This is a genomic window from Xanthomonas arboricola pv. juglandis (assembly GCF_905367715.1).
GTDB lineage: Bacteria > Pseudomonadota > Gammaproteobacteria > Xanthomonadales > Xanthomonadaceae > Xanthomonas > Xanthomonas arboricola.
The window spans coordinates 1,478,523-1,491,564 of record NZ_HG999362.1; the positions used below are offsets into that span (position 1 = coordinate 1,478,523).

Genomic DNA, 13,042 nt, shown 5'->3' on the forward strand with positions numbered 1-13,042 from the left:
GCGCTCATGACTACTCTCGGCACGCCGTTGTCGCCTTCCGCTACCCGCGTGTTGTTGCTGGGCTCGGGCGAGCTGGGCAAGGAAGTGGCGATCGAATTGCAGCGCTTCGGGGTGGAAGTGATCGCCGCCGATCGCTATGCCAACGCGCCGGCAATGCAGGTCGCGCACCGTTCGCACGTGCTGGACATGCTCGATCCCCAGGCGCTGCGCGCGCTGATCGCCCGGGAGCAGCCGCATCTGATCGTGCCGGAGATCGAGGCGATCCATACCGAAACGCTGCTCGCGCTGGAACGCGAGCAGGGCCAGCGGGTCATCCCGACCGCGCGCGCCGCACGCCTGACCATGGACCGCGAGGGCATCCGTCGCCTGGCTGCCGAAACACTGGGCCTGCCGACCTCGCCGTATCGCTTCGTCGACACGGCTGCCGAGTATCGCGAGGCGATCGCCGCGGTGGGCCTGCCGTGCGTGGTCAAGCCGGTGATGTCGTCCTCGGGCAAGGGCCAGAGCACCTTGCGCAGCGAGGCGGACATCGAGGCGGCCTGGGATTACGCGCAGACCGGCGGACGTGCCGGTGCCGGCCGCTGCATCGTCGAGGGCTTCATCGACTTCGATTACGAGATCACCTTGTTGACCGTGCGGCATGCCGGCGGCACCTCGTTCTGCGACCCGATCGGGCATTGGCAGAAGGACGGCGACTACCGCGAGAGCTGGCAGCCGCAGCCGATGTCAGCGGCCGCCTTGCAGCGCTCGCAGCAGATTGCGCAGGCCATCACCGACGACCTGGGCGGTCTGGGCCTGTTCGGAGTGGAATTGTTCGTCAAGGGCGACGAGGTCTGGTTCAGCGAGGTCTCACCGCGCCCGCACGACACCGGCCTGGTCACGCTGGTCTCGCAGGAGCTGAGCGAATTCGCCCTGCACGCGCGCGCGATTCTCGGCCTGCCGGTCGGTGCGGAAAACGGCGGCGTGATCCGTCAGAGCGGCCCGTCGGCCTCGTGCGCACTGCTGGCGCATGGTCACGGCGTGCCGGTCTTCGACAATGTCGCGCAGGCCTTGCGCGACCCGGATACCGCGCTGCGCCTGTTCGGCAAGCCGCGCGTGGACGGTCACCGCCGCGTCGGCGTCACGCTGGCGCGCGCGGACAGCATCGACGCCGCGCGCGAGAAGGCGCGGGTAGCCGCAGAGGCAGTGCAGATCCAGCTGGACTGAGCGCTGCGCGGGTCATGGCGCGGTTGCGGCAACCAGCCGCAATCGCACCACGACACAAGCAACCATCCGACGCGTCAAATCCCCAATCCCCAATTCCCAATCACCGCCCCCCAGCCACATCCACCCAAACCGCATGATGGTCGCTGCCATCGGCAATCGCCGCTTCCGGCGTGGCGCTGGCGGGCCAGAAGATGCCGCTGCCGACCAAGGTGAACTGGCGCGAAGGCAGCACGTAGTCCAGCCGCATCGTGCCCGCCTGCGGCCCGAAGTCGCCGGTCACCTGGTGCGGGTCGCCCGCATGTGCAATGCCTTGCGCGGCGTACTCGGCAGTTTTTTCCGGGCCGCCTGCACTCTGCGGCGTGGGGTACTGCAGCACCCGCGGGTGCGTGATCAAGGCGCGGATCGCATCGTGCCGGCCGGCGCCGTCGACCGGGTCGTTATTGAGGTCGCCGAGAATGACGAAGCGCGCATCGGCGGGCAGCCCGCCGCAGCGGCCTTGGTCGTCGCACAGCCAGCTGGCGTCCTTGGGATTGTCCAGATACTCGCGCCATAGCCGCAGCTCGTCGTGGTTGCGGGCGACGTTGCGCTTCTCGGCGCCATCGAACACCGGCGGGGTGGGGTGCGAGACCAGCGCGTGCACCACACCGAGCGGCGTGCGCACCGGCACGTCCCAATGCGATTTGGACGACAGCCGCAGCTGCGCCCAGATCGCGTCGCGATAGAACGATTGTTTGCTGGACGGGTCGGTCGGGCGCAGCGCACCCGGCAGCGCGCTCCATTTCAGCAACTGGAAACTGCGCACCGCCTGCGTGTCGATCGGGTAGCGCGACAGCACCAGCATGCCGTACTGGCCGGGATGCAATCCGTAACCCCAGGCATCGTTGCCGCGGGTGCGGCCATCGCCACCGACGCTGCCGTTGTTGTCCAGATCCAGGCCGCTCGGCACGCCGGTATTGACCGGGGCCAGGTAGCGATACGGATAGCGCAACGCTGCGCCGCCGCCCGGCTGGGCGACCTGCAGATAGCGTTGCTGGAACAGATCGGCGGCGCGGTGCTCGGGGTCGAAGTCGAACTCGTTGAGCAGCACCAGATCCGGACGCACCCGCTGCAGCACCGCGGCGATCTTGCGCGCATGCGCGCTGTCGCCCTGCAGTTCGCGCACCAGGCCGCCGGCCTGATCCGAATACAGCGAGGTGTTGTAGGTCGCGATGCGTAGCTGGGCCGGCGCGGAGGCGGCAGTTGCCTTGGCGCTTGTGTCCGGAGAGGTCGCCTGATGGGCGCAGGCGGCGCAGAGCGCGGTCAGCGCAAGCAGTAAGAGAGGTCTGATCATCGCCACATTCTCGCATGTGCAAGACGACAGCCCGATGTCGTCCCGGCGGGGTTCAAACTTCCGGTGCAGCGGCAGGAAGCCCGCGCCATTGGCGGCCGTCGTAGGCCTCCAGCGCGCTGAAGCGGCGCTTGTAGTTCATCTTGGCATGGCCGTCGATCCAGTAGCCCAGATACACATGCGCGCGGCGCTCGCGTTGCGCCCACTGGATCTGCTGCAGGATCGCAAAGGTGCCCAGACTGCGCGCAGTGGCATCCGGTGCGTAGAACGTATAGACCGCCGACAGCGCATGCTCGGTGACATCGGTGACCGCAACGGCGAGCAGCCGCCCTGGCGCGTGCGCCACCGCCGGTTCGCGGATTTCCAGGAAGCGTCCATGCGACCAGCCGCCGATCAGGAACTGGTCGAATTCGGTGGCGCCGTGTTCGTCCATGCCGCCGCCGGGATGGCGGTGCTTGAGGTACTGCCGGTACAACGCGAGTTGTTCGTCGGTGCGCTCGGCAGCGACCACGCGCACCACCAGGTCCTGGTTGCGCGCCAGGCAACGGCGCTGGCTGCGATCGGGCCGGAACGCATCCACCGCGATGCGCACCGGCACGCAGGCGCGGCAACGTTCGCAGTGCGGCCGGTAGACCAGATCGCCGGAGCGACGGAATCCCCATGCCAAGGCCTGCGGATAGATCGCACCCAGACGCGGGTCGTGCGGATCCAGCACCAGGTCGCGCGCGCGGCGCTCGGACCAGTAGCCACAGGCATGCTCGCCGGTCTGGAACAGGCGCAGGTCGTCATGGGTGTCGGCGTGGATGGCCATGGCGTCAGGATAGCGCCTGCGCGTCGCAACAGCGGCGACTGTCCGCCGGATGAATACGTCCGGTTGCCGCGTCAACGCGCGCGCCGATGGCTCGTTGATGTGGGTGTTGGTGGCAGCGCACGGTGGATCCGGATGCGCCACCCACGCGATGCGGCCCATGCAGGTGCCGCGTGTGGTTCCCACATTCCAGGAGTTTCTCATGACGTCTCGCAAACCGTTTCTCGCACTGGCCGTGCTGGCTGCCCTGTCCACCGGCGCGGTGTTCGCCGCTCCGCCTGCCGCCGGCGATGCGCCGCGTCCTGCCAAACTCGACAAGAACGGCGATGGCGTGATCGATCGCAGCGAGGCCGCTGCCGACCCCAGGCTGGCCGCACAGTTCGACACGCTGGACACCAACAAGGACGGCAAGCTGTCGCGCGATGAGCGCCCGCATCATCGCGGCCCGGGCCGCGGTGGACGCGGCGAATGGCTGAGCAAGCTCGACACCAACAAGGACGGCCGCATCAGCCGCGAAGAAGCCAAGGCCGACCCCAAGTTCGCCGCGCGCTTCGATGAGATGGATATCAACAAGGACGGCTTTGTCGATCGCGCCGACCGTGAGCTGCGCATGCAGCAGCATCGCGACGCGTGGTTTGCCAAGGCCGATACCGACAAGGACGGCAAGCTGAGCAAGGCCGAGTTCGATGCCGCATCCAAGCAGCGTGGCGAGCATGGCCGCTGGGGTCAGGGCGAGCATGGCGACCACGGCAAGCGTCCGATGCCGGCCAAGCCTGCCGCGGGCAACTGAGTTCATCCAGTCGCTTACCCGGTCGCAGTGCTGCGACCGGGGCAGCACTGGCGTCACACGCAGCATGTAAACCGCAACACGCAACAAGGCGCCGATCGACCAACGGCCTCCCGCGCAAGCAGGAGGCCGTTTTTGTTGACTGGAGTGGTCGCACTTGCCGCATGCGGCGATGGCGCCACGCCGCGATCAGAGCATCCCCAGCTTCATGTAGTGCCGCACGATGGGCAGCATGACCGCCGCCGTGCTCACCAGCATCGCGGCCGGGCTGAACATGCAGCGATACAGCAGCGGTGCCCGCGTGGTGCCGCGTCGTTGCGCATCGCGTTCCAGCATCGGGCGCATGACGCGTGGCAGCACCCGGATGGATTGGTAGTTGAGCACCGCCATGCCTGCGCCCAGCAGCAGCAACGACGCCCATGCGCTGGCATCCAGGCGTTTGAGCAGCAGCGTGCTGCCCACCACCAGCACCGACGTCAGCGTGGTGATGTGCAGGAAACGACGAATCGCCGCTGCTTCGGCGGCGGTCTGCGCAAAGCGCAGCAGATACCAGCACGACCAGTACGTGCCGACGCCGGCAACCAGCACGGCGCCGGCGGCGAACAGCGACGGCAGGCCGAGCCAGAGGCTTAGCGCACCGGCCGCGCCACCCCCGCCCAATGCCGAGCCGGTCAGCCCGCTCACGCCTAATTTGCCCGCGCCCCCCATGCCCGTCAGCACGATGGCCGCGCTCGCCGTCCCCGGCGCGGCCAGCAGGGTTGCCGAGGTCACCGCAGTGGCAAAGGCCACACTGGGCGCGCTGCCACGGGCGAACTCGCCGAACCGGCGCAGCAGCTCGCCGCGCACGCTGGCACGTGCCCGCGACAGGCGTTTGCGCACGGCTGCATCGCTCAGGCCAAGCAGCGAGGCAACCTGCCGCGAACTCTGGCCTTCGCGATAAAACAGCAGCAGCGTCTCGCGGCTCTCTTCGGGCAACGCAGAAATGATGTCGAGCGCGGCGATCTCTTCTTCCACCTGCAGCAACTGGTCGGCGGGGGAGGGGGCCGGGTCGGCGGCCATCGCGATCGCCAGGTCCGCCGCTTCGCCGCTGAGCGCGCGATGCCGGTTGGCGCGCAGCCAGTCGCGCGCCAGGTTGCGGGTGATCTGCCGCAGCCACGGCAGGAAGCTGGCCGGCTGATGCAATTGCGCCAGCCGCTGCCAGGCGCGCAGGAAGGCTTCCTGGGCGATGTCTTCGCTGGCGGCGATATCACGGGTGATCGCCAGCGCGATGGCAGTCACCGTGTTCTGGCAAGCGCGCACGATGCGGCCGTAGGCCTGCTGGCAGCCGGCGGCGGCGACCGGCAGTTCGCGTTGCAACATCAGGTCCAGCGTGTCGGTGTGCATCGGCGCAATCCATGTCCTGGTCCCAGCATGACGCAGGCGAGCAGCGGATGTGACCGAGGCGATGGCGGTGGCGCCTGGCGCAGCGCCGGGTGGCTGCGCTCAGCGCGCCGGCTGGATCCGTACACGCACTTCGTCGTCCTCTGCGGCTGGCGGTGCGGTGGTGGCGGGCGCTGGCTGCGCGGCCGGCGGTGCCACTGGCCTGGCCGCATCCGGGGCATTGCGATGGCGCAGCACCACGAACATGGCGACCGCGCCGATCACCAGCAGCAGCACCAGCCGGATGCGCCAGGCCCAGCTGCGCGCATTGGTGCTCGAGCCGTTTTCACCGTCGCGGAAGGTGTACTCCACATTCGGCAGATCGCGGCGGGTGGTGTCGAGCAGGCGTGCGTCGCGCAGCAGATCGCGGGCGCGCGGCTGGTCGTCGGCGTGCACGATCCACACCGTGGGGTAGGCCTGGGCGTTGCCCTGTTCGAGATAGCTGAACTGGCCGCTGCGCTTGCTCTCGTAGGAGCGGCCGTTGCTCATGCGCACGTCGATACCGGCGTTGCGCAGGAGATCGGCCACGCCTTCGGCGGTTTCGATACGTTGACTGCTGAAGATCTTGCGCATGCTTAAGGGGTGCCAGCGATTGCCGAGCAGGGCGCGCTGCGAATGCGCTTGCTCGAGCTGAAAGAAAGGAGCAGCAAGGACGTTGATCCAGGCCGGAAAGTGCAGGCGGCCATCAGCATGCCTGCGCGCGACGAACGCGGTGCAGCGATCAACATGGCGAGTCGTTTGCCGGCACCGCGATCGCGCTGCCGTCGGGCACCACGCGGATCAGGCCTTCCTGGGTGGTGCTGGCGACCAGCACGCCATCGCGGGTGAAGAACTGCCCGCGCGCCAGGCCGCGCGAGCCCTGTGCGGTGGGGCTGTCGAGCGAATACAGCAGCCAGTCGTCGGTGCGGAACGGGCGGTGGAACCACAGGGCGTGATCGAGCGAGGCCATCTGCACATTCGGCGTGTAGTAGCTGATGCCGTGCGGAAAGGTGGAGGTGCCCAACAGCTGGAAATCCGAGGCATAGGCCAGCAAGGCCTGGTGCAGGCCGACGTCGTCGCCGACCGGGTCGCTCAGGCGCAGCCACATCTGCTGGAACGGCGGGCGCTTGGGCGGCTTGAGTTCGTCGCGCGGAAACACATGGCGAAACTCGAACGGGCCGCCACGCGACAGCCAGCGCTGCACCTTGGCAGGCAGTTTCTCCAGTACCTCCGCCGCCAGCGGCGGGGTGGGTTCGATGTCTTCGGGCGGCGGCACCACCGGCATCGCGGACTGGTGTTCGGCGCCGTCTTCGCGCTGCTGGAACGAGGCCGCGCAGAAGAAGATCACCTTGCCATGCTGGATCGCAGTGACCCGGCGCACCGAAAAACTGCCGCCATCTCGGGTGCGGTCGACGTCGTAGACGATCGGGTGGTCGATATTGCCGGCGCGCAGGAAATAGGCATGCAGGGAGTGCGCCTGGCGGCCGTTGTCCACGGTGGCCTGCGCGGCGGCCAGCGCCTGGCCCAGCACCTGTCCGCCGAACACGTACTTGGTGCCGATGTCGCGGCTCTGGCCGCGGAACAGGTTGTCTTCCAGGCGCTCCAGCGACAGCAGGCTGATCAGTTCGGAGACGACGGGTTCGGCAGTGGCGGACAAGGGGCTGGCCTGGGCGTGCGACGGACCGCGATTATAGCGGGCCGCCCCCTGCGCGCCGTGCGGGAGCGGCGTCAGGCCTTCTGTAGCCGCGCCACCAGGCCGTGCAAGGCGGCCTGCGCATCCGGCGCGTACCAGCCGTCGATGAAGCGCTCCAGCTGGATCAGCTCGGGCGCCAGCGCCGCGCGCAGATCGGCGCGGGCAATCGCGCGCGTGGTCAGCATCGGCTGGCGCGGCAGCTGCTGCAGGTCCTGCAGCCAGGCCACCGCGCGGGCGGTGACCAATTCGCCATCGACCAGTTCGTCGACCAGGCCGATCGTGACTGCCTGCTCGGCCGGCAGCAGTTGCCCGGAGATCAGCAGGCGCTCGGCGCGGTGCGCGCCGACCACGCGGCGCAACAGGCGCTGGATGCCTTCAGGCGCGGCCAGGCCCACCTGCACCTCGTTCAAGCCGATCGCATAAGGCTTGGCGGTATCGGCGCTGCGCGCCATCACCCGGTAGTCGCAGCACAGTGCCAGCACGCAGCCGCCGGCCGGCGCATGCCCGCCAATGGCCGCGACCACCGGCACGCGGCTGTTGGCCAGCGCCTGCGCGGCCTCGAAGAAGGCCGTCCAGCTGGCCAGCAACGCGGCGCGGTTGGTGCCGTGTGCCAGCAGATGCGGCACGTCCATGCCACCGGAAAAGATCCGCTCGCTGCCCGACAGCACGATGCCATCGGTCTCCTCGCCGGCCTGCTGCACCGCAACGCTCAGGGCCTGGCACAGCGCGCTGTCCAGTGCATTGACCGGCGGGCGCGCCAGACGGATTTCGCGAAGACGGCCATGGTCTAAGATCTGGATGCTCATTCGGGGCTCCTGGAGGTTGGGTCATGATAGACGGCAGTCGAAGCAGGCAGCGCATGTGCGGACGCGTGCTGCTCGGTGCATGGGTGATGCTGGCAAGTGCAGGCGTTGGCGCGCAGTGCCTGCCCGAGTTCAAGGGTGGCTGGATCCGCATTCCGCCACCCGGTGGCATGGGCATGGCAGCGGGCTTCGGGCAGTTCCACAATGGCTGTGCGCAGCCGTTGCAGGTCACCGCGGCCAAGAGCAGTGCGTTTGCCGATGTGTCCATCCACGAGACCACGCAAACCAACGGCGTCAGCCGCATGCGCGCGGTGCCGGAGCTGGCGTTGCCGGCCGGCAAGTCGGTGCCGCTTGCGCCGGGCGGGCTGCATCTGATGCTGATGGAAGCTCGTGCGCCGCTGCAGGAAGGCGCGCAGGTGCCGGTGACCTTTACCTTGCAGGATGGCCGCGAGATCAAGACCACGCTGCAGGCGCGCAAGCGCGCGCCGGGTTCGTAAACGCGCGCAGTGCGTGGCTGAGCGAGGCTGCAGCCGTGCAGGTTGCAGTTCTTGCAGAGCCCACTACGCGATGTTGCCGATCAAACGCGATGCGTGGTGGCAGGCAGCCGCCACTTCACTGTGTCAGTCCGGTCTCGATCACGCGGCCTGTCGGTGGTATCGCGCAGCGGCATGACAGGATCGCTGCAAACAACAACGGCGGCTCCCGGAAGAGCCGCCGTCGTCTTATGGCGCTGGAGATCCAGCGCGCAACTGGCAAATCTCAGCTGCTGGCGGCGCGTACCGCATCCGGCAGCGATGCGCTCTTGCCGGTCTGCGTATCGATCCACACCACCACCACGTTGCCATCGGAATACAGCACGCCCTCGTCCTTCTGGTCGAGGATGCGGTGGCCGATGGTGATGCTGCTGCTGCCCAGGCGCTCGACGAACAGTTCCACCAGGATGTCGTTCGGCCATAGCAGCGGGCGCTTGTAGTTGACGTTGGTGGCCGCGACCACCGGCGCGATGCGGTCGGTCATCGCCACGCCTTCAACGCCCAGCATCCAGCGCACGCGCGCTTCCTCCAGGTACGAAATGTACTTGGCGTTGTTGACATGGCCCATGCTGTCCATGTCGCGCCAGCGCACGCTGATCGGGATGCGTGCCAACACCTTGTGCTCTTCGCTCATCAGCTTGCCTTCTTCTTTGCGGTTTTCTTGGTGGCGGACTTGGCGACTTTCGCCACCTTCTCCGGTTTGACCTTGCGTGGCGGGCGCGCATCGGGCTTGTTGGCCATCGCCGCCGGCCGGGTCTCGCGCGCCTTCACCGATGGCAGCATCTTGGCCAGGAACTGCCCGGTGTAGGACGCCTTGTGCGCAGCCACATCTTCCGGCGTGCCGGAGACCAGGATGCTGCCGCCGCGATGGCCGCCTTCCGGGCCCAGATCCACGATCCAGTCGGCGGTCTTGATCACGTCCAGATTGTGTTCGATCACCACCACCGTGTTGCCCTCGTCGCGCAGCTTGTGCAGCACGCCGAGCAGCGCTTCGATGTCGTGGAAGTGCAGGCCGGTGGTCGGCTCATCGAGGATGTACAGGGTGCGTCCGGTATCGCGACGCGACAGCTCCTTGGACAACTTGACGCGTTGCGCCTCGCCGCCGGACAGCGTGGTCGCGCTCTGGCCCAGCTTGATGTAACTCAGCCCCACATCCACCAGCGTTTCCAGCTTGCGTGCGATCGACGGCACCGGCTCGAACAGCCGCAGCGCGTCCTCGACGGTCATCTGCAGCACGTCGCTGATGTTGAAGCCCTTGTAGCGGATCTCCAGCGTCTCGCGGTTGTAGCGCTTGCCGTGGCAGACATCGCAGGGCACGTAGACGTCGGGCAGGAAGTGCATCTCCACCTTGATCAGGCCATCGCCCTGGCAGGCTTCGCAGCGGCCGCCGCGTACGTTGAAGCTGAAACGGCCCGGCGAATAACCGCGCGCACGCGCTTCCGGCACCTGCGCGAACAACTCGCGCAACGGCGTGAACATGCCGGTGTAGGTGGCCGGATTGGAACGCGGGGTGCGCCCGATCGGCGACTGGTCGATATCCACGACCTTGTCGAACAGATCCAGATTCTCCACCTCGCGATGCGCGGCCACCGGATGCGAGGCGCCGTTGATCTCGTTGGCCGCCAGCGAGAACAAGGTGTCGTTGATCAACGTGGACTTGCCCGAGCCGGACACGCCGGTGATGCAGGTCAACAAGCCGGCCGGAATATCCAGGTCGACATTCTTCAGGTTGTTGCCGGTTGCCCCGCGCAGATGCAGCATCATCTTCGGGTTGGGCTTGTGGCGCTGCTTGGGAATCTCGATGCGGCGCTTGCCCGACAGGTACTGGCCGGTCAGCGAGCCGGGTGCATCCAGGATGTCCTGCAACGAGCCTTGCGCGCAGATCTCGCCACCGTGCACGCCGGCGCCGGGGCCGATGTCCAGCACGTAATCGGCCAGGCGGATCGCGTCTTCGTCATGCTCGACGACGATCACGGTATTGCCCAGATCGCGCAGCCGCGTCAGCGTGCCGAGCAGGCGTTCGTTGTCGCGCTGATGCAGGCCGATCGACGGCTCGTCCAGCACATACATCACCCCGACCAGGCCGGCGCCGATCTGGCTGGCCAGCCGGATGCGCTGCGCCTCGCCACCGGACAAGGTATCGGCCTTGCGTTCCAGGGTCAGGTAATCCAAGCCCACATCGACCAGGAAGCCCAGCCGCTCGCCGATCTCCTTGACGATCTTGCTGGCGATCTCGCCACGCCAGCCCGGCAGCGACAAGCCGCGGAAAAAGCTCAGCGCCTCGTTGACCGGCAGCACCACCAGCTCGGGCAACGGGCGGTCGGCCACGAACACGTTGCGCGCGGCACGATTCAGGCGCGTGCCGTTGCAGGCCGGGCAGGGCTGCTGGCTGACGTACTTGGTCAGCTCTTCGCGCACGGCTGGAGACTCAGTTTCGCGGTAGCGGCGTTCCAGGTTCGGCAGGATGCCCTCGAAACGGTGTTTGCGGGTGGTGCGCCCGCCCGCATCGGTGAAGTAGGTAAAACTGATCACCTCATCGCCGCTACCGAACAGCACCGCCTGGCGCACCTTGGCCGGCAGCGTGTTCCACACCGCGTCCACGTCGAACTTGTAGTGCTTGGCCAGTGAGGCGATCAGCTGGAAATAATAGGCATTGCGCCGATCCCAGCCGCGCACCGCGCCGGCCGACAGCGACAGCTCCGGATGCACCACGACGCGATCCGGGTCGAAGAACTCGGCTACGCCCAGGCCATCGCAGCTTGGGCAGGCGCCCACCGGTGCGTTGAACGAAAACAGCCGCGGCTCCAGCTCCGGCAGCGAGTAATCGCAGACCGGGCAGCTGTATTTGGACGAGAACAGGTGCGGCGCCGCGGCCGGGTCGTCCAGTGACTGCACCGCGACCATGCCTTCGCCGAGCTTGAGCGCAGTCTCGAAACTTTCCGCCAGCCGTTGCTTGATGTCTTCGCGCGGACGGAAGCGGTCGATCACCGCCTCGATGGTGTGCTTCTGGCGCAGCGCCAGCGGCGGCACCGCGTCAATCTCGTACAGCTCGCCATCCACGCGCACGCGCACAAAGCCCTGCGCGCGCAGCTGCTCGAACACCTGCGCATGCTCGCCCTTGCGTTCGCGGATCACCGGCGCCAGCAGCATGTAACGCTGCTCCTGGTCCTGCGTGAGCATGTGGTCGACCATCTGGCTGACGGTCTGCGCCTCCAGCGGGAAGCCGTGGTCCGGGCAGCGCGGCTGACCGACCCGCGCGTACAGCAGGCGCAGGTAGTCGTAGATCTCGGTGATCGTGCCGACCGTGGAGCGCGGGTTGTGCGAGGTCGATTTCTGTTCGATCGAAATCGCCGGAGACAGGCCTTCGATGTGGTCCAGGTCCGGCTTTTCCATCACGCTGAGGAACTGGCGCGCATACGCCGACAGCGACTCGACGTAGCGGCGCTGGCCTTCTGCATAGATGGTGTCGAACGCCAACGACGACTTGCCCGAGCCGGACAGGCCGGTGATCACGATCAGTTTGTCGCGAGGCAGGTCGAGGTCGATGTTCTTGAGGTTGTGCGTCCGCGCGCCGCGGATGCGGATGAAATCCATCGCCATGGGGGATCCGATGTCGGGCCGGCGAACCGGCAGTGGTGCGAGCGTGCTCAGCAGGAATGAGTGGCAGTCGATCAGCCTACCCGCCGACCTAGGTGAGGGCAATTGCCCCAAATGCCAGTCTGACCGGGCGCCTGTGGCGGCCGGATGATGCGTTGCATGGGTGGATCGGGCATGGCCGCGCTCCGGCGGCCGGCAGGTTGACCCCAAGCCCCGCCAGCCCGTACAATCCCGCTCCTGTCTGCCCTAGGGCACGTCAGTGCGACCATAATAACTACAGAGGAAAACCTGGTCATGTACGCAGTTCTGGTAACCGGCGGTAAGCAATACCGCGTCGCGCAGGGCGAAACGCTCCGCGTGGAAAAGCTCGAAGTCGAAGCTGGCAACGAGATCAAGTTCGACACCGTCCTGATGTTGGGCGATAGCGATGGCATCAAGCTGGGCGATGCGCTGAAGGGCGCCTCGGTCACCGCCAAGGTCGTGGCCCATGGCCGCGCCGACAAGGTGCGCATCATCAAGTTCCGTCGCCGCAAGCACCACATGAAGCGTCAGGGACACCGTCAGTACTACACCGAAATCGAGATCACCGGCATCGCCGGTGGCGATAAGAAGTAAGGAGAACCAGTCATGGCACATAAAAAAGGCGTAGGTTCCTCGCGCAACGGTCGCGATTCCAACCCGAAGTACCTGGGTGTGAAGATCTTCGGTGGCCAGGCCATCGATGCCGGCAACATCATCGTGCGTCAGCGCGGCACCCAGTTCCATCCGGGCGCCGGCGTCGGCCTCGGCCGTGACCACACCCTGTTCGCGCTGGTCGACGGCAAGGTGGAGTTCTCGGTCAAGGGTGCGAAGAAGCGTCGTACCGTCAGCGTGGTTGCCGAGGCGTAATC

At 67.0% G+C, this 13,042-nt stretch carries 13 protein-coding genes; 5 read left to right on the plus strand and 8 right to left on the minus strand.

Features of this window, described 5'->3' with window-relative positions; genetic code table 11:
- Positions 1–6 precede the first annotated feature (6 nt).
- On the plus strand, positions 7–1,206 hold the full coding sequence (gene purT / locus KHN93_RS06325) for a formate-dependent phosphoribosylglycinamide formyltransferase (protein WP_126962267.1): 1,200 nt from the start codon (positions 7–9) through the stop codon (positions 1,204–1,206).
- A gap of 100 nt (positions 1,207–1,306) precedes the next feature.
- Here purT and KHN93_RS06330 read toward each other — a convergent pair whose 3' ends face one another.
- Complete coding sequence (locus tag KHN93_RS06330) at positions 1,307–2,536, minus strand: endonuclease/exonuclease/phosphatase family protein (RefSeq protein ID WP_228608728.1); 1,230 nt, start codon at positions 2,534–2,536, stop codon at positions 1,307–1,309.
- A 52-nt stretch (positions 2,537–2,588) separates the two neighbouring features.
- On the minus strand, positions 2,589–3,503 hold the full coding sequence (locus tag KHN93_RS06335; RefSeq protein ID WP_164741742.1) for an arginyltransferase: 915 nt from the start codon (positions 3,501–3,503) through the stop codon (positions 2,589–2,591).
- Between KHN93_RS06335 and KHN93_RS06340 the strand changes: the two genes are divergently transcribed.
- Positions 3,394–4,131, plus strand: coding sequence for an EF-hand domain-containing protein (locus tag KHN93_RS06340; RefSeq protein ID WP_386142348.1), 738 nt, complete (start codon positions 3,394–3,396; stop codon positions 4,129–4,131). The two genes, KHN93_RS06335 and KHN93_RS06340, sit on opposite strands and share 110 nt — an antisense overlap.
- 186 nt (positions 4,132–4,317) lie before the next feature.
- Here the strand turns inward: KHN93_RS06340 and KHN93_RS06345 are convergent, their stop codons facing one another.
- The 4 genes from KHN93_RS06345 to KHN93_RS06360 all read right to left on the minus strand — a co-directional run bounded on the left by KHN93_RS06345 (position 4,318) and on the right by KHN93_RS06360 (position 8,025).
- The gene (locus KHN93_RS06345) at positions 4,318–5,511 is read right to left on the minus strand and encodes an RNA polymerase sigma factor (RefSeq protein WP_126962273.1); all 1,194 of its coding nucleotides are present in this window, start codon (positions 5,509–5,511) and stop codon (positions 4,318–4,320) included.
- Between the two features lie 99 nt (positions 5,512–5,610).
- On the minus strand, positions 5,611–6,120 hold the full coding sequence (locus KHN93_RS06350; protein WP_016901706.1) for a putative signal transducing protein: 510 nt from the start codon (positions 6,118–6,120) through the stop codon (positions 5,611–5,613).
- A gap of 148 nt (positions 6,121–6,268) precedes the next feature.
- Positions 6,269–7,183, minus strand: coding sequence for an acyl-CoA thioesterase II (tesB, locus tag KHN93_RS06355; RefSeq protein ID WP_016901707.1), 915 nt, complete (start codon positions 7,181–7,183; stop codon positions 6,269–6,271).
- Between the two features lie 71 nt (positions 7,184–7,254).
- On the minus strand, positions 7,255–8,025 hold the full coding sequence (locus KHN93_RS06360) for an enoyl-CoA hydratase/isomerase family protein (RefSeq protein ID WP_039510285.1): 771 nt from the start codon (positions 8,023–8,025) through the stop codon (positions 7,255–7,257).
- Positions 8,026–8,078: 53 nt separating this feature from the next.
- Here KHN93_RS06360 and KHN93_RS06365 point away from each other — a divergent pair, with 53 nt between their 5' ends.
- Complete coding sequence (locus tag KHN93_RS06365) at positions 8,079–8,519, plus strand: copper chaperone PCu(A)C (RefSeq protein WP_115510722.1); 441 nt, start codon at positions 8,079–8,081, stop codon at positions 8,517–8,519.
- 262 nt (positions 8,520–8,781) lie between these two features.
- On the opposite strand, the gene KHN93_RS06370 is transcribed toward KHN93_RS06365, so the two are convergent.
- Positions 8,782–9,189 (minus strand): acyl-CoA thioesterase, encoded by a 408-nt coding sequence (locus tag KHN93_RS06370; protein ID WP_039519984.1) that lies wholly within the window; start codon positions 9,187–9,189, stop codon positions 8,782–8,784.
- Complete coding sequence (uvrA, locus tag KHN93_RS06375; protein WP_016901711.1) at positions 9,189–12,155, minus strand: excinuclease ABC subunit UvrA; 2,967 nt, start codon at positions 12,153–12,155, stop codon at positions 9,189–9,191. The genes KHN93_RS06370 and uvrA overlap by 1 nt, the downstream gene beginning before the upstream one ends.
- Before the next feature lie 291 nt (positions 12,156–12,446).
- Between uvrA and rplU the strand changes: the two genes are divergently transcribed.
- Entirely contained in the window at positions 12,447–12,767 is a 321-nt protein-coding gene (gene rplU, locus KHN93_RS06380) for a 50S ribosomal protein L21 (RefSeq protein ID WP_016901712.1), read from the plus strand.
- Between the two features lie 12 nt (positions 12,768–12,779).
- Positions 12,780–13,040, plus strand: coding sequence for a 50S ribosomal protein L27 (gene rpmA / locus KHN93_RS06385; RefSeq protein WP_010365804.1), 261 nt, complete (start codon positions 12,780–12,782; stop codon positions 13,038–13,040).
- Positions 13,041–13,042: the final 2 nt, after the last annotated feature.